25 protein-coding genes, 1 pseudogene and 1 riboswitch are annotated in these 22474 nt (G+C 47.4%); of the genes and pseudogenes, 9 read left to right on the forward strand and 17 right to left on the reverse strand.

The annotated features are described in order from the left end of the window. Positions 1 to 135 precede the first annotated feature (135 nt). The 4 genes and pseudogenes from ptsG to KNO68_RS06745 form a co-directional block, all read right to left on the reverse strand. Positions 136 to 1635: pseudogene (gene ptsG, locus KNO68_RS06730) on the reverse strand (glucose-specific PTS transporter subunit IIBC); the annotation flags it as partial. A gap of 221 nt (positions 1636 to 1856) precedes the next feature. Beyond that, positions 1857 to 2702, reverse strand: coding sequence for a glucose PTS transporter transcription antiterminator GlcT (glcT, locus tag KNO68_RS06735; protein ID WP_078147246.1), 846 nt, complete (start codon positions 2700 to 2702; stop codon positions 1857 to 1859). Positions 2703 to 2806: 104 nt separating this feature from the next. Next, a complete protein-coding gene (locus KNO68_RS06740) occupies positions 2807 to 3124 on the reverse strand; it encodes a YuiB family protein (RefSeq protein ID WP_047795135.1) in 318 nt (105 codons plus the stop codon). Positions 3125 to 3250: 126 nt separating this feature from the next. Further along, a complete protein-coding gene (locus KNO68_RS06745) occupies positions 3251 to 4462 on the reverse strand; it encodes an NAD(P)/FAD-dependent oxidoreductase (protein ID WP_012726820.1) in 1212 nt (403 codons plus the stop codon). Between the two features lie 263 nt (positions 4463 to 4725). Between KNO68_RS06745 and KNO68_RS06750 the strand changes: the two genes are divergently transcribed. Beyond that, entirely contained in the window at positions 4726 to 5703 is a 978-nt protein-coding gene (locus KNO68_RS06750; RefSeq protein WP_012726821.1) for an NAD(P)/FAD-dependent oxidoreductase, read from the forward strand. A 62-nt stretch (positions 5704 to 5765) separates the two neighbouring features. After that, positions 5766 to 6203, forward strand: coding sequence for a GNAT family N-acetyltransferase (locus KNO68_RS06755; RefSeq protein ID WP_078147247.1), 438 nt, complete (start codon positions 5766 to 5768; stop codon positions 6201 to 6203). Positions 6204 to 6212: 9 nt separating this feature from the next. On the opposite strand, the gene KNO68_RS06760 is transcribed toward KNO68_RS06755, so the two are convergent. Next, positions 6213 to 7067, reverse strand: coding sequence for an NAD-dependent epimerase/dehydratase family protein (locus KNO68_RS06760; protein ID WP_214687066.1), 855 nt, complete (start codon positions 7065 to 7067; stop codon positions 6213 to 6215). Between the two features lie 127 nt (positions 7068 to 7194). Here KNO68_RS06760 and KNO68_RS06765 point away from each other — a divergent pair, with 127 nt between their 5' ends. After that, entirely contained in the window at positions 7195 to 7434 is a 240-nt protein-coding gene (locus KNO68_RS06765; RefSeq protein WP_047795133.1) for a hypothetical protein, read from the forward strand. Between the two features lie 30 nt (positions 7435 to 7464). Here the strand turns inward: KNO68_RS06765 and KNO68_RS06770 are convergent, their stop codons facing one another. After that, positions 7465 to 7821: a HesB/IscA family protein gene (locus tag KNO68_RS06770; protein WP_074036395.1), complete on the reverse strand. Its 357-nt coding sequence runs from the start codon at positions 7819 to 7821 to the stop codon at positions 7465 to 7467. A 98-nt stretch (positions 7822 to 7919) separates the two neighbouring features. Further along, positions 7920 to 8062, forward strand: a riboswitch (FMN riboswitch). Positions 8063 to 8225: 163 nt separating this feature from the next. Here KNO68_RS06770 and KNO68_RS06775 point away from each other — a divergent pair. Further along, the gene (locus tag KNO68_RS06775) at positions 8226 to 8813 is read left to right on the forward strand and encodes an ECF transporter S component (RefSeq protein WP_012726825.1); all 588 of its coding nucleotides are present in this window, start codon (positions 8226 to 8228) and stop codon (positions 8811 to 8813) included. Positions 8814 to 8882: 69 nt separating this feature from the next. Further along, entirely contained in the window at positions 8883 to 9455 is a 573-nt protein-coding gene (locus KNO68_RS06780; protein ID WP_215112238.1) for a nucleotidyltransferase family protein, read from the forward strand. 40 nt (positions 9456 to 9495) lie between these two features. Here KNO68_RS06780 and KNO68_RS06785 read toward each other — a convergent pair whose 3' ends face one another. Both KNO68_RS06785 and KNO68_RS06790 read right to left on the reverse strand, forming a co-directional pair. Beyond that, on the reverse strand, positions 9496 to 10707 hold the full coding sequence (locus KNO68_RS06785; protein WP_078147251.1) for a NupC/NupG family nucleoside CNT transporter: 1212 nt from the start codon (positions 10705 to 10707) through the stop codon (positions 9496 to 9498). Positions 10708 to 10911: 204 nt separating this feature from the next. Beyond that, the gene (locus KNO68_RS06790) at positions 10912 to 11148 is read right to left on the reverse strand and encodes a YuzB family protein (protein WP_012726828.1); all 237 of its coding nucleotides are present in this window, start codon (positions 11146 to 11148) and stop codon (positions 10912 to 10914) included. 98 nt (positions 11149 to 11246) lie between these two features. On the opposite strand from KNO68_RS06790, the gene KNO68_RS06795 reads away from it, so the two are divergent. Further along, positions 11247 to 12302: an NAD(P)/FAD-dependent oxidoreductase gene (locus KNO68_RS06795; protein WP_012726829.1), complete on the forward strand. Its 1056-nt coding sequence runs from the start codon at positions 11247 to 11249 to the stop codon at positions 12300 to 12302. Positions 12303 to 12544: 242 nt separating this feature from the next. After that, positions 12545 to 13975: a S8 family serine peptidase gene (locus KNO68_RS06800; protein ID WP_214730446.1), complete on the forward strand. Its 1431-nt coding sequence runs from the start codon at positions 12545 to 12547 to the stop codon at positions 13973 to 13975. 91 nt (positions 13976 to 14066) lie between these two features. On the opposite strand, the gene KNO68_RS06805 is transcribed toward KNO68_RS06800, so the two are convergent. Next, positions 14067 to 15353 (reverse strand): globin-coupled sensor protein, encoded by a 1287-nt coding sequence (locus KNO68_RS06805; RefSeq protein WP_215112239.1) that lies wholly within the window; start codon positions 15351 to 15353, stop codon positions 14067 to 14069. A 169-nt stretch (positions 15354 to 15522) separates the two neighbouring features. Beyond that, positions 15523 to 15828 (reverse strand): YuzD family protein, encoded by a 306-nt coding sequence (locus KNO68_RS06810; protein WP_078147257.1) that lies wholly within the window; start codon positions 15826 to 15828, stop codon positions 15523 to 15525. A 129-nt stretch (positions 15829 to 15957) separates the two neighbouring features. Here KNO68_RS06810 and KNO68_RS06815 point away from each other — a divergent pair, with 129 nt between their 5' ends. Next, positions 15958 to 16185: a NifU family protein gene (locus KNO68_RS06815; protein WP_012726833.1), complete on the forward strand. Its 228-nt coding sequence runs from the start codon at positions 15958 to 15960 to the stop codon at positions 16183 to 16185. Between the two features lie 19 nt (positions 16186 to 16204). Here KNO68_RS06815 and KNO68_RS06820 read toward each other — a convergent pair whose 3' ends face one another. Together KNO68_RS06820 and KNO68_RS06825 are read right to left on the reverse strand one after the other, a co-directional pair. Continuing rightward, positions 16205 to 16984: a TIGR01457 family HAD-type hydrolase gene (locus KNO68_RS06820; protein WP_215112240.1), complete on the reverse strand. Its 780-nt coding sequence runs from the start codon at positions 16982 to 16984 to the stop codon at positions 16205 to 16207. Between the two features lie 4 nt (positions 16985 to 16988). After that, positions 16989 to 17432, reverse strand: coding sequence for a DUF86 domain-containing protein (locus KNO68_RS06825; RefSeq protein WP_214683913.1), 444 nt, complete (start codon positions 17430 to 17432; stop codon positions 16989 to 16991). Positions 17433 to 17590: 158 nt separating this feature from the next. Here KNO68_RS06825 and glpX point away from each other — a divergent pair, with 158 nt between their 5' ends. Further along, positions 17591 to 18571: a class II fructose-bisphosphatase gene (gene glpX / locus KNO68_RS06830; RefSeq protein WP_078147260.1), complete on the forward strand. Its 981-nt coding sequence runs from the start codon at positions 17591 to 17593 to the stop codon at positions 18569 to 18571. Between the two features lie 44 nt (positions 18572 to 18615). Here the strand turns inward: glpX and KNO68_RS06835 are convergent, their stop codons facing one another. The 5 genes from KNO68_RS06835 to KNO68_RS06855 all read right to left on the reverse strand — a co-directional run bounded on the left by KNO68_RS06835 (position 18616) and on the right by KNO68_RS06855 (position 22472). Beyond that, positions 18616 to 19287: a DUF975 family protein gene (locus KNO68_RS06835; RefSeq protein WP_214683912.1), complete on the reverse strand. Its 672-nt coding sequence runs from the start codon at positions 19285 to 19287 to the stop codon at positions 18616 to 18618. 102 nt (positions 19288 to 19389) lie between these two features. After that, the gene (locus KNO68_RS06840) at positions 19390 to 19695 is read right to left on the reverse strand and encodes a hypothetical protein (protein WP_078147262.1); all 306 of its coding nucleotides are present in this window, start codon (positions 19693 to 19695) and stop codon (positions 19390 to 19392) included. A 158-nt stretch (positions 19696 to 19853) separates the two neighbouring features. Beyond that, positions 19854 to 20222 carry a YutD family protein gene (locus tag KNO68_RS06845; protein WP_078147263.1) on the reverse strand — a complete coding sequence of 123 codons (369 nt, stop codon included), beginning with the start codon at positions 20220 to 20222 and terminating at the stop codon, positions 19854 to 19856. A 48-nt stretch (positions 20223 to 20270) separates the two neighbouring features. Continuing rightward, positions 20271 to 21611: a bifunctional metallophosphatase/5'-nucleotidase gene (locus tag KNO68_RS06850; RefSeq protein ID WP_251024863.1), complete on the reverse strand. Its 1341-nt coding sequence runs from the start codon at positions 21609 to 21611 to the stop codon at positions 20271 to 20273. Positions 21612 to 21626: 15 nt separating this feature from the next. Then, positions 21627 to 22472, reverse strand: coding sequence for a DUF72 domain-containing protein (locus KNO68_RS06855; protein WP_047795123.1), 846 nt, complete (start codon positions 22470 to 22472; stop codon positions 21627 to 21629). Positions 22473 to 22474 lie beyond the last annotated feature (2 nt).

Raw genomic sequence — 22474 nt, forward strand, 5'->3', positions numbered from 1 at the left:
TGGTTCCCTCCTTTGTCAGAATACTTACTTTTTCCCTCTAACGTTTGGATGAAACCGTTTCATATAAAAGAAAAAGACCAACCCCGAAGGATTGGTCTAGGTCATCAATTAGTTGACTTTCTTTTCGTTACCTGAAGCGATGACCGCTTGGATTTCTGATTTCAATGCGTCCGAACGTGGTCCGAAGATTGCTTGAATGTTGTTACCAACTTCAAGGACACCAGAAGCGCCAAGTCGTTTTAACTCATCTTTGTTTACGTTTGCTTTGTCTTTAACTTCGACACGAAGACGTGTGATACATGCATCGAGGTGTTTGATGTTTTGTGAGCCACCAAGACCGACGAGGATATCTTGTGCAAGTTCCGAACCAGTAGCTGTTGATTGTTCAACAACCTCATCTTCACGACCTGGAGTTTTAAGGTTGAACTTACGGATAACGAAGCGGAATCCGAAGTAGTAAATAACCGCGAACACGAGACCGACTGGAATAACGAGCCACCAAGCCGTACGACCTGGAAGAACACCGAAGAGCAAGAAGTCGATCAAACCACCCGAGAACGTCATCCCGATTTTCACGTTCAAGATGTGCATTGTCATGAATGAAAGACCTGCGAATACCGCGTGTACTGCGAAGAGAAGTGGTGCTACGAACAAGAATGAGAACTCGATTGGTTCTGTGATACCAGTCAAGAACGATGTAAGGGCAGCAGAAGCCAAGAGACCACCGACAACCGCTTTACGCTCAGGACGTGCTTCGTGATACATTGCGAGTGCTGCTGCAGGAAGACCGAACATCATGAACGGGAATTTACCAGTCATGAACGTACCTGCTGTCAATTCAGCACCATCACGAATTTGTGCGAAGAAGATCGCTTGGTCACCACGTACAACATTACCCGCTGCATCTGTGTATGAACCGAATTCAAACCAGAACGGTGAGTAGAAGATGTGGTGAAGACCGAATGGAATCAATGAACGTTCGATTAAACCGAAGATGAACGCTGCGAATGTACGGTTTTCATTCAACATGAAGTTTGAGAATGAGTTCAATCCGTGCTGAACTGGTGGCCATACTAATAGTAAAACGAAACCAGCAACGACGGCTGCAACTGCTGTTACGATTGGAACGAAACGTTTACCAGCGAAGAAACCAAGGAACTGTGGCAATTCGATATTGAAGTACTTGTTATAGGCCCATGCGGCGATGAGACCCATGATGATCCCTCCGAATACCCCTGTTTGGAGCGTTGGGATACCGAGTACGTTCGCGTAAGCCGGGTCACCTTGTGCCAATACTTCAGGTGTGAGTTCGAGCCAAACACCCATGACTTTGTTCATGATCAAGAATCCAACGATTGCCGCAAGTCCGGCTACGCCGTCACCTGCTAAACCGATGGCGACACCGACTGCGAACAAGAGCGCCAAGTTCGAGAAGATGATTCCACCTGCTTGCTCCATCAATTGAGCGAATTTCACGACGCCTTCGTTCGTTAACCAACCAGCGCGTGATGTAAGTTGTGGGTTTTGCATTGCGTTACCGAACGCAAGAAGAAGACCGGCTGCCGGCAAGATCGCAACAGGAAGCATAAGTGCTTTACCGACTTTTTGAAGAACACCAAAGATCTGCTTAAACATCAACATTTCCTCCTTTTTTTAAGTACGTATAAACAATATGATAGCGGCGTAGATGTCAGACAACCGACGTATCTAAACGTTTTCATAAATCACGTTTATAAAAACAGAAAAGGCATGAATAAGGATAGAACGTAGACCTCTCCCAATGGAGACATCACATAACGTTCCACTCCTTACTCATGCCTGATCGAATCAGTAACACGTAAGACACGTGGTATCATTTATCTACTTGTTAGGCGCTGGAGATGCATCGTCAAATATGTCGCTTCACCTCGTGGGACAGGACGCTTTAATTCGCGTTCCATGATGCCCATCAGCTCCCAAGCAGTACTATAGCATAGCGGATATTCGTCGCGCAACACCTTTTCAATTTTTTGTGGTGCCTCGACCGTCTCACCTGTCGCGACCCGCTCAACGGCGTACCTTAAGTGCCGAAGTAAGCGCTTATAATCGAGTGATGTCCGGTCCATTTTCACGTTCAAATGACTCTCAATCGTCTGAACAATTTGCCCGATGATTTGATTATGACGGTTGACCTCGAGGACGTTTTTGAACGTCGTCGCCGAGTGAATATGAAGGGCGATAAACCCTGTTTCCGCATCCGGGAGCAAAACGTTCAATCGTTCATGAAACATATCGACGATCCGTTCCGCGAGCGCAAACTCGTTTGGATAGAGCGATTCCGTTTCAAGTAAAAACGGATTCGTCACTTCCATCCCTTGTTCGATTCGCTTCATCGTGAAGAACAAGTGATCCGTCAAACCGATATGGATGTGCTCATCGACTTTCTTGCCCGTACTCGTCTCAATGAAGCAGACAATCTCTTGCATGAACGCAATGAAGTCCTCGTCGACATGTTTGACGAGTTCTTGATATTGAGATTGCTCTTCTTTATCTGTCAGTTGATACACTTTCTCCGGGACGCTGGCCGGGTCGACGAGGTCGCCTGGTTTTTTGCCAAAGCCAATCCCCTTCCCGAGTAGAATGACTTCCGGATCCGTATCATGTTGACAAATGACAACGCTATTATTCAACACTTTTTTGATCGTATACATCGGTAATGTCATTCGCATCGCATCCCTTACTAAAAATCGTTTCGCTATCTAGTATATCGGTTCATGCCCTAAAAAAGTAGGGACAAAACAAAAAAGGCGAACATTTCTGTCGCCAATTAAAACATTGAATAACCGCTCTTTCGTAAGAAACGAATCGTCACACCAGCTAGAATTGCACCGAGCAATCCAAAGCCGAGCATGAATAAATCGAGAAGTTGCAACCCGACGAGTCCTTCATAGACACTCGTAAGCGCGGTCGATGTCTCGGTCACGTAACTCGAAAGTTTGACATTATCAATCATCATGATGACAAAAATTGGATAAATGAACACGAGTGTCCATGTCTTTTTAAGTAACATATTCAAGATGAAGCCGATACTGAAAAAAATCGTCATATATAAAACGGCTCCAATGACTGCTTGGATAATATGCATGTGTTGCCCCCCTTGTCCGCTCTTCATTATACAAAATTTCGACCAACGAGGTCAAAGAACTTCCTATGACAATTTCGAAAGAAAAACAGCCCGTTCTGAGACAGAACGAGCCATGCAATCATGAAATTAGAACTTCCCTTTTTTAAGGACGAGTCCGTATTTTTTCAATTCGATGAAGTGTTTGTTGTCGATGACTTTCTTCATGAATGAAGCGTTGCGACCGAAGATCTTTTTGCCCATCACGATTCCGATTCCATCGTTATGACCGAGTGAAGCAACTGTTCCTTTGCTCTCGTAAGTGAACTTCGAAGTCGATTTGCCATTGATAAGTGCCGCGATGTTTTTCGCAACGTTGTGCGCTTGTTGTGTCGCGATTTGTGCCGTCGGTGGGTATGGACGGTTCGATGCAGGGTCCATGACCGCTGAGCAGTCACCGATGATGAAGACGTTGTCGTGACCTGGTGCACGGTTGTCCGCTTCCACCATGACACGGTTACGGACCGCTTCAAATCCTGATTTTTCGATGATCGGGCTACCACTTACGCCACCTGTCCAGATGATCGTGTTGGCACGAATCGTTTCTGTCGTGTCACCTTGAAGTGGACCGAATGTCACCACACCTGGCTCGACACCTTTGATTCCGTTACCGAGTTTCATCTCGACACCGTTACGCTCCAACCATTTCTGTGCGTATGTCGTGAGTTCTGGGTCGAAACCAGGAAGAACTGTTGGTGCCGCTTCAATGTTGACGATGCGAACCGCTTCGCGTGGAACGTCATACTGTTTGCAAAGTTCAGGGATTCGGTTGACGATTTCACCGAGGAATTCGATTCCTGTAAATCCGGCACCACCGACAACGATCGTCACGAACGAGTTGTCTGAAGAACCGTTTGTTTTATATTGAGCGAATGAATATTCGATGTGCTCTTTGATTTTACGAACACTGTTCAACGAGCTGATTGTCATCGCATGTTCTTTCAAGCCTGGGATACCGAACGTTTCAGGTACACCGCCGAGACCGATGACGACATAGTCGTATTCGACGACAGAACCATCTTCGAGCGTGACTTGTTTGGCAGCAGTATCGACGCGATCGACGATCCCTTTGACAAGTTTCACACGTGACGGGTTCACAATATCGTTAATGTAGATGCGCGCTTGGTCTGGGTTCATCGTCCCAGCAGCTGGTTCGTGAAGCCATGTCGTTTGGTAGTGATAATCATGCTTGTTGATGAGCGTGATGTTCGCATCACCTGCAGCGAGTGTCTTTTGAAGGTTGACGGCTGTGATGAGTCCACCGAAGCCCGCACCAAGAATAACAATGTTAGGTCGTTTCATGTTCATTTCCACCTTGTTTAAAGTTTTGTTTTTTTGAACAACTATGTTGTGTGTTTCTTCACATAGACGTTCACAATAAAGCCTATTCTTGTTCAACATCTGTTCACAATTGCTTCTGTTTCATTGTACGCTCTTTAAATTGAATTCTCAATGGAAAAGCTTATCTTCTTGAATTTTTTTTGAAAGTGTTGCATGTTTGTACTGAATGGATTTAATTCAATAAACTCTCTATAATAGATGTATACGCTTTGAGGAGGAATTCGATGAAGACGACGAAAGATGTAATCATCATCGGTGGCGGCCCGGTCGGACTGTTCACCGCATTTTATGCAGGCATGCGCCAACTCGATACGACGTTGATTGAAAGCTTACCGCAACTTGGTGGTCAGTTGTCAACGCTCTATCCTGAAAAATATATTTATGATATTGCCGGTTTCCCGAAAGTAAAAGCACAGGACTTGATCGATCAACTAAAAGCTCAGGCTGACCAGTTCGAACAAGATTACCGTCTCGGTGAAACGGTGGAAACGGTCGAACGTCTCGAGGACGGCACGTTCGTATTGACAACAAATAAAGAAGAATATCATACGAAAGCCATCATCATCACAGCCGGAAACGGTGCCTTCTCGGCTCGTCCACTCGGGCTTGATGGCTGCGAAGATTATGCCAACCTTCATTACTTTGTCGACAACATGGAGAAATTCCGTGATCGCCGTGTCATGATTGCCGGCGGTGGCGATTCAGCCGTCGACTGGGCACTCATGCTTGAAGGAATCGCAAAAGAAGTCCACATCGTTCACCGTCGTGACCGCTTCCGTGCTCATGAACATACGGTAGAACAGATGAAGGCATCGACGATTAACGTCCTCACGCCTTATAACATCGAGTCACTGTCTGGTGAGACACACATCGAATCTGTCGAATTGACAGATAAGGATGGCGAATCAAAAATCGTTGAAATCGATGATTTGATTTGTAACTACGGATTCGTTTCATCGCTCGGTCCAATCAAGAACTGGGGAATGGAATTCGAGAAAAACACAATCCGTGTCGATTCACGTATGGAAACGACCGTTGCCGGCATCTTTGCTTGCGGTGATATCGCGACATACGAAGGGAAAGTAAAATTGATTGCGACCGGTTTCGGTGAAGCCCCAATCGCCATCAACCAAGTGAAACAGCTCGTGGATCCGACAGCTCGTCATCCGCAACACTCGACATCTGTATTTGCTGGGAAATAAACACTGAACCCCTGTCGCTCCCATGCACAGGGGTTCAGTTTTGTCTTGCAAGGGAGGTTAACATGAATATAGTCACAACAAATACAATTACCAATAAAATGCGCGATGAACTATACACGATCCATCAAGAGGTTTTTGGAGATATAAATCACTTTCATCAAAAGTTAATACGTAAAACAAATTTATTTTTTACTTTAGCGATTATTGACAACGAGATTCATGGCTACAAGATTGGCTATCCTCTCAATGAAGATTGTTTTTATAGTTGGATGGGAGCCGTCAAACCTGCTTCTCGTAATCTCGGTATCGCCTCACGGTTAATGGAGACACAGCACGAATGGGCTAAAAATCAAAACTATAAATCGATTGAAACAAAGACGATGAATCGTTGGCGACAAATGTTACTCTTAAATATTCGTCATGGTTTCGATGTCAAAGCAGTCAATATAGATAAAAATGGTCGCGAAAAAATCCTTTTGCGAAAACAGCTCAATGTTTAACAAAAAAGGTTATTTTTTGAGCGTCTGAATGATGACCCGGTCAAGCCAGTCATCGAGTTGCGTGAACACGAAGCCCGCCTTCTTCGCCTCAGCAATCGACATATAATAGTCGACATCCGAATCATACGGCGACGAGTCTCCATCTTTTATAATATGGACGGGTTTTCCGACGTGTTGGCCGATTCGCTCCATTAAAGCACCCATGGAGATGAGCCCGTCACTTGCAGCGTTGAAAGGACCGGTCACGTTCGCACGTCCCACCCATTCTAAAAATGCTGCTGCTTCCGCACTCGAGATGAAGCCCATCTTCGCTTCCGGGTGATGCAAGACAACCGGTTCCTCGTTCCGGATTGCATCTACATAAAACTTCAACCGGTCTGTATAGTCATCCGGACCTACCACGATCGGTAATCGTACGGTCGCCACCGGGAAAGAGGCGCGATGGAAGAAGAAAGATTCCGCCTCGCGTTTCCCTTGTCCGTAGTCATGTTCGGATTCAAGATGATATTCGTAATGGAGCGGATTGAAGTCGCTCTCTTTCAGGTCAGGCCCAGGCGCGTAAACCGACATCGTCGACGTGAGCACATATTTTCCGACTTTGTCCATGAACGCATCCGAGGCGATTTTTGCCTGATACGGAGTAAAACAAATGTTGTCATAGACGAGGTCGTACCGTTCACGTGCCAAGTCTTTCATCGTCGCGACCGATTGCCGGTCCCCTTTGACAGACCGAATCCCTTCAGCCTCCGGTACCTGTAGTTGCCCCCTCGTCACAATCGTCACATCGTCCCCTGCTTCAGCAAGTCGCAATGCGAGCCGTTTTCCGAAATAACGTGACCCTCCGAATATCAATACTTTTCTCATAACCCTGAATCCTCCCATTTGTAATGACGTCCCTATTCATTTTCCCTTCAAAGAAACAGACTAATCTACCACTTTTACACGTATTCTTGCTATTCTAATAAGTAAAGACTTGTTAGGGGGCTCGAATATGCACCAAATCATGTTAGAAAAAGGTTGGACGTATGAACTACCACCACAGTATGCGATCTATCAGAGCTTATCTGATTTCAGTCGTTACTCTGTCCTCGACCAAGAGGAAGAGAGTGTCTGCTCATTCCGCATCACGAATGACACATGTACAATCACAGGCTTTCGGCCTTGGCAACATCACATCGAACTCGACGTAACTGCAAAAGTCATTCGGTTGATTTTGACAGAAGAAGAATAAGAACCGATCGCACCCACGATCGGTTCTTTTTTAGCACTCCCCAGGCGTACCTGCATTCGTCGCTGTCCGGAAACTCGAACCGCAACCGCATGTTGCAATCGCATTCGGGTTTTTAATTGTGAAACCGCCACCGAGCATTGATTGCTTGTAGTCAATCTCAAGCCCATCGACGACCCCGTGATCGACTTCTGCGACGATGACGCGGACGCCGTGATGGTCGAATTGAATATCTTTATCCGTCTTTTCCTCATCAAAGCCCATTCCATATGAAAGTCCTGTACATCCGCCACCTTGAACTTTCACTCGCAAATATTGTGCATCCGGGCGTTCCGTCTGTTTCATCATCTCTAGCACTTGAAGTGCGGCTGACTCTGTTAAATGAATCATCTGAACTCCTCCTCATTTTATCTTCAATTCAAGTCAATTGACTTGTCATCTTGTAGATTATCTTGTATAACTAAACTGTAACAAAAAAAATTAAATCGTTCCATCTTCGGGGCAGGGTGAAATTCCCGACCGGCGGTATTGAAGAATATATTCTTCTCAGCCCGTGAGCGAGCAAGGCGTTGCTTGCTGATTTCGTGAGATTCGAAAGCCGACAGTATAGTCTGGATGGGAGAAGATGGCGGCATCCGACCGATATCCGGATGTTTTCTTTGACGTGGACTTTTCCACCTCGGAAAACATCTATTTCGTATGCGCGTAAACTCTCCCGATTGTCTTCATTGCAATCGGGTTTTTATATGCGACGGATGCCATTCATCGAGGAGCGACCTAAAGGAGAGATTCTGATGAAAACTACGCGCAACAAACGACTGACAACAATGGTGACTTTGGCGATGCTCGGGACGATCTCGTTCGTACTCATGCTATTCAACTTCCCGCTCCCATTTTTACCGCCATTCCTTAAAGTGGACTTTAGTGACATTCCTGCACTCATTGCCGGAATCGTCTTTTCCCCACTCGCAGGAGTCGTGGTCGTCGGTTTGAAAAACGTCTTGTACTACGTCTTTAACGGTGGCGGTGTTCCAGTCGGGGAAGTCGCAAACTTCTTCGCAGGTGTCGCATTCATGTACCCAGTTGCCTGGTTCTACCATAAGCGCAAGTCAAACAAAGCACTCGCTTCTGGATTACTTGCCGGTACAATCACAATGGCTCTTAGTCTCGCCATCTTAAACTATCTCGTCATCTTGCCAGCCTACGCCTTCTTCTTCGGAATGGCAGACATGGCCGACCCGGCGGTGAAAACGGATCTTGTCCTTTACGGGATCTTACCGTTCAACTTGATTAAAGCGATCTTGATCAGCGCGCTCTTCGTCCCACTCTTCTTGAAATTGAAGCCGTGGATCGAACGTCAACGCGTACAACTTCAAGCATAATCGATATACGAGCATCTAGGCGTTGCCTAGGTGCTTTTTTTAACCATATTGTAAGGAGGGGTATTCATCATGACAGACGAACAGGATTTGGTTCATTTTCTAAAACAAGACGCCGAGCTCATAAAGCTTCTCCACGCCGTCGCCAACCTCGATTTACCGGATTGTTGGATTTGTGCGGGATATATTCGTTCAAAAGTCTGGGACCACCTTCACGGATACGAAACATCGACTAAAACAGATGATGTAGATGTGATTTATTTCGACCCAAACCAACCAGAGGAAGCAGTCGAAAAACAACTCGAAGAGCGATTATTCCGCCTCATCCCCGATGTACCTTGGTCTGTCAAAAATCAAGCGAGAATGCATCACGTCAACAACCTTCCACCCTATGCCTCATCGGTCGATGCGTTGGCACATTTTCCTGAGACCGTCACCGCGATCGGGGTACATCTTCAATCGGATGGTTCCCTCATCCTCGCTGCCCCACACGGCATTCACGACTTGATCAACATGCACGTTATACCGACACCACCCTTTGATTCGAACTCTTCAAAGCATCCCATCTATCTGGAGCGGTTGCAGCAAAAGAACTGGTCCGCCAAGTGGCCAAACATCACCATACATACATCCTTCTCATACTAAAAAACGCAACCACCGAAGTGATCGCGTTTTCTTATACCGATTAAAGAAGAAGTCCAGCCAATGTAGCTGACATCAAGTTTGCAAGCGTACCTGCAAGAATCGCGAGAACACCCATGCGTGCGATGTCACCACGACGGTTTGGCGCCATACCACCAAGACCACCGAGAAGGATCGCGAGTGACGAGATGTTTGCGAAACCACAAAGTGCGAATGCGATCATCGCTTCTGAACGAGCTGACAAATCACCAGAACCGATGATTGGAGCAAACTCAGAGAAAGCAACGAATTCGTTCAAGACTAGTTTTTGACCGAGGAAGCTACCGAATTGTACAGCATCCGCCCATGGTACACCAATCACGAATGCAAGTGGCGCGAAGACGTAACCGAGAATCAATTCGAGTGACAAGCTATCAAATCCGAAGAGTCCACCAACTGAACCGAGGATCAAGTTGACGAGCGCAATCAATGAAACGAATGCAAGAAGCATCGCACCGACGTTCAAGGCAAGGAAGAGACCGTCAGAAGCACCACGTGCCGCTGCATCGACGAAGTTCGCCGCTCTGTCTTCTTCATCTTCTACAATCTCGATGTCGTCATCGTACTCTTCTGTTTCTGGTACGATGATTTTCGCGAATAAAAGACCTGCTGGCGCTGCCATGAAGCTCGCTGCGAGCAAGTATTCGAGTGGTACACCGAGTGCTGCATAACCTGCAAGTACAGATCCGGCAACCGATGCGAGTCCACCGACCATGACTGCGAAGAGCTCAGACTGTGTCATTGTAGGAAGGTACGGCTTGATGACAAGCGGTGCTTCCGTTTGACCGACGAAAATGTTCGCTGTTGCTGAAAGTGACTCTTTACGTGACGTACCAAGTGCTTTCGCAAGGGCAGTACCGAGGATACGGATGACCCACTGCATGACGCCAAGGTAGTAAAGCAATGCGATTAATGATGACATGAAGATGATAATCGGAAGGACTTGGAATGCGAAAACGAAGTTGTCGCCACCGACTGCTGTTCCGAATACGAAGGCAATCCCGTCACCCGCTGTGTTCAAGACAGCTTGAACCCCATTTGAGATCCATTCAAGCGCCTTACGTCCCCATGCCGTATATAAGACGAGGAATGCAAATGCGAATTGAACAGCGAACGCTGCCAAGACCGTGCGCCATTTGATGGCTTTACGGTTGGTAGAGAAGATGTAAGCGATTGCAATTAGTGCCAAAATACCAACCACACTCATGATTTTCATTGATGTTGTGCTCCTTTCATATTAAACAAAACCAATTATATGTGTCATACCCGAAAAGAGATGTGTCCTACCGTTTGAAACGCTTTCTTTTTATCGTTGTTAAACGTCAGACAACCTACATTCGAACCTCTTAGAATATAACATCCCTCTTTTTAAAATGCAACGGGTGAAATAAAAAAGTTTGAGGTCATTTCCTCAAACTTTTTACCATGCCATCTCTTCGATTTTTTCATACACCTTCGTCACGAGCTCTTCTGGTGTTTCACCCGTCACCACTTCCCCGTCTACGAGGCAAAAGAGATCAAGGGAACAGACACCACAATAGCCTGTACAGCCATATTCGACCACATCAAGATCAGGGTCGGACTCTAATTTAGCCCGGGCAATTTGTGAGCCCATCGCCAAATTCGAAGCACAAAATTCGATGATCGGATTCATCATATATGTCACCGTCTTTCTTTACGTGAATTATCGGAAAATGGTTCTTCTACGGCAGATTATAACATGATACAGTTGAAGAGTAACAAAGGGGGATTATTATGCGCAAATTAGTCGTCTTAGGAGGCGGTTACGGGGGAATGCGTGTGATTGAGAGAGTACTTGGACATCAGTTACAAGACATCTCGGTCACGCTCGTCGATCGCTTGCCTTATCATGGATTGAAAACTGAGTATTACGCACTGGCCGCAGGAACGGTCTCGGACCGCGATATTCGCATCGACTTTCCGGATGAAATCGATTACATATACGGACAGGTCACGGACATCGACACCGAAGACAAAATGGTTCTGCTCGCGAGTGGAGAAAAAGTGCCCTACGACGACCTTGTCATCGGATTAGGGTGCGAAGACAAATATCACAATGTCCAAGGGGCCGCCGAGTTCACGTACAGTATTCAAACACTTGAAGAGTCACGTAAGACACAACAAGCAATCAATGGTCTACGACCAGGGTCGGTCGTTTCTGTCGTCGGTGCCGGGCTGTCCGGTGTCGAACTCGCCAGCGAACTTCGTGAGAGCCGACCTGATTTGACGGTCCGTTTATTCGACCGCGGACCATCCGTCCTGTCTTTCTTATCTAATCGTGTTTCGATGTACGTACAATCTTGGTTCGAGGAGCACGGCGTCGAAGTCATTAACAATGCCAACATCACACGTGTCGATGCTGACGGACTATGGAACCACGAAGACTTGTTCCCATCTGATTTGACCGTATGGACGGCCGGGATTCAACCGGTCGCTGTTGTACGGAACCAAGGTTGGGAGCTCGATGGAGGCGGACGTGTCAAATTGACGGAACATCACTTCGTTCCTGGACTGCCGGACGTGTTTGTCGTTGGTGACAATGCGAGCTTACCGTACGCACCGTCCGGACAACTCGCCGAAGCCCAAGCCGAACAGATTGTCCAAGTCTTGCTTTGCAAATGGAAAGGCGTCAATTATCCAGAATTACCCGACATCAAACTGAAAGGGACGCTCGGTTCCCTTGGGAAGAAGGCAGGCTTTGGGGTGTTTATGGGGAAACAATCACTCACTGGGAAAGTAGCCCGACTATTAAAATCAGGTATCCTTTGGAAACATAAAGTCATTAAATGAGTATATTGCGAACGAGCCTCCATGGCTGGTTCGCTTTTTTGATTTGTTCATCTGTAATTTCCATTCATTTCTCTTACAATTGAGCCAAAAGTCTTGTATCTGAATCCCCTGTATCCTTATCTAAATATTCAGATATTTAATGCCATTGGCGTATTCTACACGTTGGCAAAACTTGTTACTCTATGGTCACGGCAGTTGGACATCCCGTCATCTTGCCTACATACCTTAAAGGAGGAAACAAGTTGAAAAAAATCTGTAGCTCCGTCCTCGCCTCATTGCTCGTCTTGTCAACCGTACCTGGGGGCGCGGATGCCGCCCCAAATAAAGAGAAAGAACGCGTCATCGTCGTCTTCAAGAAGTCGGCAAAGAAAATCCCCCTTTCCATCGATGGCATGGAAGTTCGCCAACAGTACGCGAACATTCCAGCCGCCGCACTCGAAGTACCAAAAGCCGCATTGAACGGCTTGAAAAACAATCCACACGTCGCACATGTGGAAGTGGATCAAACGGTACAGATTGAGAATCAAACACAAGACTGGGGAATCCCCAAACTAAAAGCTCCTTCATCTTGGCAAAGCGGATTCACTGGGAAAGGTGTCAAAGTATCCGTCGTTGACACAGGAATCTCGGCCCATCCTGATTTAACAATCGCTGGCGGTGCCTCATTCAGCACGGTCACGAGTTCGTATGCCGATGACAACGGTCACGGTACTCATGTTGCTGGGATCATCGGTGCACGGAACAACAGCATCGGAACGGTCGGGATTGCACACGAAGCAAGCATTTACGCCGTCAAAGCACTTGAGGCGAACGGAAGTGGTAGCTTATCGAGCATCATCGCCGGGATTGACTGGTCGATCACAAATGATATGGATATCATCAACTTGAGCCTCGGGACGACGAGTCCATCGACGACGCTCCAACAAGTCGTCGATCGTGCCAACAACGCGGGCATCCTTGTCGTCGCGGCAGCGGGTAACAACGGTCGTACCGATGGGTCGGGTGACCTCGTCAACTATCCGGCTCGTTACAGTTCGGCAATCGCTGTCGCTGCAACCGATATCAACAACAACCGCGCCTCGTTCTCGGCGACAGGAAGTACTGTCGAAGTGGCAGCACCTGGTGTCGGCATCAACTCGACCCTCTCAAATGGGGGCTACGGCCAAATGAGCGGAACATCGATGGCGACACCTTATGTGGCGGGTAACCTCGCGCTCATGAAGCAAGCCTTCCCTACGCTATCGAGCACACAACTCCGTACAAAATTGTCACAAGATTCCATCGACCTCGGTGTAGCGGGTCGTGACACATGGTTCGGGAACGGACTTGTCCAAGCCCCTACTGCTGGTGGTACGACGCAACCTGTCCAAGCACTCACGACGACAGTCTCGACATCGAAGTCATCGTACTATGCGGGTGAAGTCGTCTCGATTTTTTCGTCCGTACGTAATTCGAATGGTCAAGCGGTCGCAAACGCCGATGTTCGTGTGACGGTCACACAACCGAACGGTACTACGCTTGTCGGTACAGGCAAGACGAATTCATCAGGAGCCATCACATTCACACTCTCGACGAATTCTTGGTCACAACGCGGTACGTATCAAGTGAAGTCTGATGCGACGCTTAGCGGCTACACGGCTGGTTCAGCGACGTCATCGTTCCAGCTTCTCTAAACGAAAAAGTCGAGCGCATCGCTCGACCTTGTCGATCGACGAATCAAGTCGTGTCATGCGACCTGGTTCGTTTTTTTTATAGTTTGCCTACTTATAATCGTTGCGCGGTATCCATCAGCTGTGTCGAAGACGTCGCAATCTGGGTCGTGGCACGCTTGAGTTCGGCTATTGATTCCACAATCTCATCGATATCACCGGCAAGACTCCCCATCTGCCCGTCAGCATGCTCCGAATCACCCGAAATTTGGAGGAAGGCATCCGTCACTTCATTGATCCGTCCCATCGTCTGCTTCATCTCTTGCTCGGTCGATAAGACGCGGCTCGAAGTCTCTTCCATCTGGTTCGTGAGACGCTTCACCAAATCCTCCACCTCTTCTGCCGCTTGTTTCGATTGACTCGCGAGCGTCCGTACCTCGGAAGCGACGACTTGGAATCCTTTCCCTTGCTCGCCTGCCCGTGCTGCTTCAATCGCGGCATTCAAGCTAAGTAGGTTCGTCTGGTTGGCAATTTGTTTGACCGAATCCGCAATCGTCATGATCTCGTTCATCAATCTTTCGAGCGCCTTGATTTCCTGAGCTGAATCGGAGAGGTCACGCGCGATTTCATCAAGGCGTCCCGCCTCCGACAAAATCGTGTCTTTCCCACTCACTGAAGAGTGAAGTACCGTCCGTAGCTTTGTCTGCGTGAGTGAACTTGAATGCTTCATATCATCTGCCCGCTCATTCATCGACTGAAAACTAGCCATGACTTCTTGTGAGAGGGCGGCCAAATCTTCACTCGCCTGCTGAATCGTTTGACTGATTTCATCTTTCACGTGTTGCATCTGGTCACGAACGACGTCTGCTTCATCGTCAAACATCTCGAGCACGATTTGTTGCTCGAAGTTAAAGATTTTCGAGACGGCCATCATCAACCTCATTTTCGAGTCCGCATCGAGCTGCTCATGTTGAATCGATAAGACGAGCGTCTCGAATATTTTTTGGAAGGCTGCCATATACCACTTCCCTTTTAGATCGATCAGATAATGACGTTTGGCGATGGCGAGACGTCGATCAATATATGCTTCATTCAACTTTCCTTCAAACATTTCCATAATATGATTGGAGAGAGTCAATTTTAATTTGTCCGAAGACGAATGTTGCCGAATCAAATCTTTCATCTCGTCAATCTTTTCGAGCTCTTCATAAAACACATCAACTAACTGAGGTGTCAGTTGACGTAATTCCTGTTGATAAGCACGCAAATAGGCAAGATCTTCCCGTTCGAGACGAATCAACTGACGTTGTCGTTCCAACCCACTTGGTAAATCAATCAGCAAGTGCTCCATTTGGGACGAGGTGTCTAAATGGATCGGCATATTTCGTTTTCGGGCAAACATTGAACAGTCCTCCTTCAGTAATGGATTCATTTTAATTTTCAAAGTATTATAAATGTTATACAAGTTATGTTCAGCTTAGCCCGGTAGACAAAAGTTGTAAAATCTTTTTCTGAATTATAGGTAAACAAAAAAACGAACCTTGCAACCGCATGGTTCGTCCACCTGCTCACTATTCTATATGATTAACGGATCCTTGTTTTGCTTCAATCGCCGCATATACTTTTCGTAACTGAACGACCCCTTCGTCAATCACTTCCCCATCGAGCAAGACGAGCGGATAAAACCATTCATCGTCTTTAAGTGCCTGCGCAAACTCGTCCTCACTCTGTTCGAAATCGATATACTCGAAAGAAAAGGACTGTTCCGGATACTTGCGTCCCAGCGCATTTTGCAACCATTCATACGTCTCAGTCGAACTCGGTGCACCGACGCAGCTGGCACATTGAACTTCTGCCCCATACACTGTAATTTTCATCTTCATTCCCCCTCGAAACCATTATACAAAAATCTTACCCACTCCCGATGACGAAACGCTCAGCGTAAATGATTGAGAAACACTCTCAAACTTGCTAGAATAAAGTAGAACGAGAAAGGGGTAGATACCATGGAAATGTTTGATCAAGTCCAAGAAGTGCTCGATAAATTGCGTCCGTTCTTGCTTCGTGACGGCGGAGACGTCGAACTCGTTGATGTCGAAGAAGGCATCGTCAAGCTCCGTTTGATGGGTGCTTGCGGCAGCTGCCCGTCTTCAACAATCACGCTAAAAGCCGGTATTGAGCGCGCGCTCATCGAAGAAGTACCAGGCATCGTCGAAGTAGAACAAGTATTCTAAACAAAAAGGGAGACATTCGTCATCCCTTTTTTTCATGCTTCCATTCATCTAAACTCTCGACCATATAAGTCGGGAGTTTTTCTTGCTCCTGAACAAAGGCTGGACCGTGTACACCTGAGTTGACGTGAAGTGTACGGATTCCCCCGTCGATTCCGAACAGAATATCCGTATGATAGTTATCCCCTACCATCACGACATCTTCTTTCGTCAATCCAATCATGTCGAGTGCGATGTCAATCATGACCGGTTCCGGCTTCCCAATGAAGAACGGTTCTTTCTCGGTCGTCACCGTCAACACGGATGTGAGCGATCCATTCCCCGGTAAGAACCCACGTTCTGTCGGAATGGCGATATCCCCATTCGTCGAAATGAATCGGGCTCCTGAACGAATGGCGATTGCCCCTCGCGCTAACTTCTCATATGTGATGTGACGGTCTAGACCGATGACCACATAGTCTGCTTTCGGTTCGTCCGTGACGTGGAACCCACGAGATTCTAGGGCGAGGCGGAGTCCGTCTTCGCCAATCATATAAACGCTTGCCCCCGGAGACATCTTCTCAATATAAAAAGCCGTCGCCATCGCACTCGTCAAGACGTTCTCTGCCTTCACATTTGCCCCCATTGAAATCAACTTATCCGCAATCTGCTGTTGTGTCATCGAGGCGTTATTCGTGACGAATAAGTATGGGACGCCCGTAGCTTCTAACTCGTTTACAAAATCGACAGCAGCTTGAACGGGCTCTATTCCTGCATACATCGTACCATCTAAATCAAACAAATATCCTTTTATCGGTTCCATCCAATCACTCGCTTTCTGGCAAGAATGCGGACACCGGTCCAAGTTCGACCTCTAAGTAGCGACGAACTTGCGTGGAGAACGCTATGAAGTCTTGTTTTGACGTCTTCACCCATTCATCGAAGCGTGATGCGTCTGCATCGACGAACTCACGGACATAGTATGCACGCAATCCGACGAGCGCCTTGGTGGCATTACCTGTCTTCTCATCGAGCACGCGTTCATCGAGCAGAATGTCGACAATATCCTCATAGCTACCCGGGTCTCGCATGATGAATCCGTCAATCATCGAGTTCCCTACGTCGATGACCCCTTCTATCAGGAGGACAGCCATTCGTTGTTTCGCAAGTTCTACTGTGAACGCATCCCCCGTCAATTGATCAGTGCGCGCTAACATCGTTTCCATTTGTTCCAGTGTCTGATTAATCTTCTCTCTATTCACAAAATACATGATGATCCCCCCTGCTGTTAATACTAATGCTTTTTCGGTCAGGAGAAAAGAATCTGTCCTATTTACATCATTTATAAAATTGTGATACACTAATCAACGGATTTAAGCCGTAAAAAGTATAACACATTTAATAGAGATAACGTGGAGGGTACAACACTATGGAACGTGAATTAGCATTAGAAATCGTACGAGCAACGGAAGCCGCAGCACTCGCATCTTCGAAATGGATCGGACGTGGGCAAAAGAATGAAGCCGATGACGCAGCTACGTCAGCGATGCGCGAAGTTCTCGGAACAGTGAACATGGATGCGACGGTCGTCATCGGAGAAGGTGAGCTCGATGAGGCACCGATGCTCTACATTGGGGAAAAACTCGGTACGACGTTCGGTCCGAAAGTCGACATCGCCGTTGATCCGCTCGAAGGTACATCCATTGTCGCAAAAGGACTCGGAGATGCGATGGTCGTCATCGCTGTGGCGGATGAAGGTGCCCTCCTCCACGCACCAGATATGTACATGGATAAGCTCGTCGTTGGGCCGAACTTAAAAGGAAAAGTCTCGCTCGATGAACCACTCGAGTCGATCATCGAAAAAGCAGCAAAATATAACAATAAACGCATTGAAGAAGTGACGGTGATCATGCAAGACCGCGATCGCCACGAACACCTTCGCCAAGCCGTCATGAACGTCGGCGCACGCGTCAAATTGTTTGAGGATGGCGATGTCTCGGCCGGAATCGCAGCTGCCGTCAAAACAAATCCGATTGATATTTTCATCAGTACAGGCGGTGCTCCTGAAGGCGTCATCACGGCTGCAGCTGTCAAAGCGCTTGGCGGAGACATGCAGGCCCGTCTTCACCCGATGAATGAAGAAGAATCTGCACGCGTCATCTCGATGGGTATTGTTGATCCGCTCCAACTCCTCACGCTCGACGACCTCGTCAAGAGTGATGACTGTATCTTCGCCGCAACAGGTGTCACGTCAGGTGAGTTGCTCGATGGCGTCAAATTCTTAACAGATGATATCGTCGAGACGACATCACTCGTCATGCGCTCGAAGACACGTACGATTCGTAAAGTCGTGGCCGAACACCACTTGTCGTTGAAACCATACTTACAAAAAACTGAAGTCAACGCCTAATCAAAAACGCCTTGCTCAATCATTTGAGCGAGGCGTTTGTTTTCTTAAAATCCCTGTTCTGTTCCGTGCACTGGCTCATTCGAATCAACTTGCTTGTCTCGAATCGAATCGTAGAACGTCGCGTACGTCGTCGAGAAGTAAGGTCCGATGAAGAAGAATCCGATCCCGAGCGTCAAGATCCCGACGAGGAACCAACCAAAGAAGGACAAGACGAGCATGAAGGCTTCCATCTTGTGCCCATCCATGAGACGACGTGATTCTGTGATCGACTCGAGTGCCGAAAGTTCAGGCTGGTCGCGCAAAATGTACGGTGTGAGTGAGTACGAGAAGGCTTTGATGATTCCCGGTACAATCAACAACAAGGTCCACAACACGATAAAGAGGCTCATGACAAAAGACGTGATGACATGTTTGAAGTAACGTGTTTGGAACGGTTTGAACATTGTCGAGAGCGAGGCACCCTTTTCACGTGATACGCCGAGTGCGAGCCATGACCAACCGATGGTGAGTGGTGCAATCAAGATTTGAAGAACGGTCGACACAAGACTTAACGTGGCGTCTGTCGATGTAAGGGGCGCTGTCGAATTCGGATCAATCTCAGGCGCGAGCGACTGGGGAATCCCGTTGATGATGACGAACAAGAGTGCCAATCCGGCCATCAACCACCATTTTCCTTTCAAGGCGTGTCGTGCATGTTGTTTCCATTCAGATCTCATAGTAATCCATCCTTTTTCGTAGTCTTTCTATTAGTGTACGTGAAAAGGTGACCATACGTTTCAAAAAACATAAAAAAAGGGAAAGGAATTTTTCCTTTCCGCTTAGCGAATCATCACATTGCCTAAAAAGAACTGAGACATGGACAAGATCAACAACAGCACCCCGAGTGATAACACAAGGTGAGATGTGACTTTGAAGACACGGCCTCGCAAGAACGAATGGCCATATTCAAAGCGACGGATGATCAACACATGAACGAGTTCAAATAGAATGACTGCCGCCGTAAAATAAAAGGTCATCATGATATGGAAACCAAAAAAGAACATGGCCAATATCCCGAGTCCGAAGTTATGAATTCGATTATGGACGTCATCCCGATCCCCGACGGTCGTTTGTACATGTTGCATCCAAATCACCTCACTATCAAAACCAAAAAACGACGAAACTATCCTTAATGACAATTTATCACATTTTTCCAACCTCAAAACCGGAAGTCACGACTTTTTACCTAAACGAAATATTTGGAAATCAAATGTAATAAAAAAAGTGCTGACGGCTCAGCACTTCACACTTTTGATTCATCGGTCTTGTTAAACTTACGCTTCAACTTCAGTTTTTGCTTCGTTCCCCCAAAGACGGGTCCACTCTCTTCTTCGTTGATTTCCGTTTCTTTTTTCAAAACGAAATAAGGACATCCAAAGTTGCAATATTCGTATACGTAGTCCATCACGTGATCAATTCGGTTCTCATAGGTCGCCAATTTAGATTGCGGTTCATAGAATCCCTTCAATCGCAACTGACCATGCCCCCAATCACCGACGATGTAATCGTACTTATCTAGCACGTCACTATATCGTGCGATAAACGCCTCTTCATCGAACCCGTCCCGTTTTTCTTCCAAGACGGTATATCCGTGGCGATTCACTCGAATCATCGCTCCCACCTCCACTCTGTTATCATAGCATGCCCCCGTCGATGCGCTCTATCCTTTTCGAATCACTTCATGACGGGCGACGATTGTTTCTCGTAATACATCCCGCAGAAGTTCGGGCATGAAATATCGCTTCGGTTGGTCTGCCAAATAAGGAAGGAGCGGACCGAACGTCAACATATCGACCGTCGCGACGCGATATGTCCGATTTAAATCCAATCGTTCCCCCATTACATATGTCTGACCGTCCCGCTGTTCGATTTGATAGAGACTCGGTTCTCCGAGAACGGTACCTCTGAAGCCGAGACCTCTGACATGCATACTCGTGAACGTTTCTTCATTGGCATCGTGAAGGAAACGCGCCAACGTCTCCCCGTCCAATGTCAGCACACAAGGATTGATTGGATGCGGACAGATCCGATGCAACATGTTGAGTGTCACCCCACCCGGCGCCAGTCCTTCTAGCACAACGCCAGATGGGATGATCCCCACATCCGCCGCACACCATTCGACCATGCCTTCGACGAGCAGGTCGCCCAGTGGAGAAGGACCGAACCAATCAGAGGCGTATCCATCCGTCTCCGCAATCGTGACATCCAGAAGGCGTTCGGCATCTGCCCCATCTGTATGCAACAAGGCCAATGTGTCCGGACTATCCGATTGCTGAGACAGTTCATGAAGGCGCGCTTCTTTCGACACGATTCCTGACTCGCCAAGCGTCAGTGTGACTTCTCCGACGTACTTCCCATACTTTCCGGCTTGTGCAATCAAAACACCGTTCGTCATCACACCTTCATCTAAGACGTGATGTGTATGCGCACCGAGAATGACGTCGATTTCAGGAAACCTTTCAGCTAATCGCTCATCTCCAAAGAACCCAAGGTGACTGAGCGCGATGATGACATCACAATGCGCCAACTGTTTCAACGCTCGCTCCGCCGCATCGTAAGGCGATTCAATCTGCCAGCCAAGCTCTGGGTATAACTCTTCATATGGAGCGGTCACACCAAACAGGCCGATCTGGAAACCATCTTTCTCAAGAACGAGCGTCTCATCGACCCAATTCGGTCGTGACCCGTCTGCTTCATATACATTCCCAAGTAAGATGGGAAATGTCGCTTCGTCATACAGTTCGGCCAGCCAATCATGAGGAAAGGTAATCCCTTCGTTGTTCCCGATGGTGACGGCTGTCGGACGAAGTCGCTCGAGCAAACGAACATTCAACTTCCCACGTGTCACTTCCGTCGCCGGATGGGTACGGTCGGCATGATCCCCTAAATCAAAGTACAGCGTGTCGTCCGTCCGATGTTCTTCTAGAAATGAAACAAGTTTCGGCCATTGGTCGAACTTTGAATGAAGATCGTTGTAATGAAAAATAGTCAGTGTCGTCATGGCCATCCCTTCCTTCTAAAACAAACTGATTTGTCTCGGTGCGAGTTCATACTCGAGGCCAAGGATCTCAATGAGTCGCTTCGCATTCGGTGCCGCATCCCCGGCCGAGTTGTTGTTAAAGTATACATACACATCTTTCGCTTCACGGTCAATCTCACGAAGTGAGGTCGCCAATTCTTGCAATTCTTCCTCGCTATACCGGTACAGACAGCGAACATGCCGCCATTCTTGACTCGTCATTCCAGGTTTTTTGAGCCATCCTGACGTATTGCGTCCATGCAATCGAACGACCGCAACATCAGGATGTGTCACGACCGGTACGAACGGGATGCTGCTCTCTTTCGTTTGCGGTTCATCGCAAATCGTGTTGATGAACCGCTGCTCCTTCAAAAATTGAAGCGTCCGGTCCCGGAACGCTTCTGAGAACCAGGTCGGATTGCGAAACTCGATGGCAATCTCGTAATCTGACAGCTCGGCACGAAGCGTTCTCAAATAATCCAGGTGTGGCTTTGACACATCGAACCACGGCGGCAATTGAACGAGCACAGCCCTTAATTTCCCCGCTCGTTTTAACGGATCGACCGAGACGCGATAACGCTCAAACAGTTCAATCAAAGGCGTTTTCGGCTCACGATCATGTCCGCTCATTTCCCTGGAAACTTTCACAACGAATTGAAAATGATCCGGTGTTTCCCCATCCCATTTTTCGAAATTTTTCACCGGTTGAATCGCATAGAAGGTCGAGTCGACTTCAACAGTCGGAAAATGTCCCGCATATGTCGATAATTTATGTTTTCGTTCTTCTGGGGTCGTATACAGCAAATCGTGGTCACCCCATCCGGTCACACCTACATAGATCATAG

It is taken from the genome of Exiguobacterium sp. s75 (genome assembly GCF_018617145.1).
GTDB classification, from domain to species: Bacteria; Bacillota; Bacilli; order Exiguobacteriales; family Exiguobacteriaceae; genus Exiguobacterium; species Exiguobacterium profundum.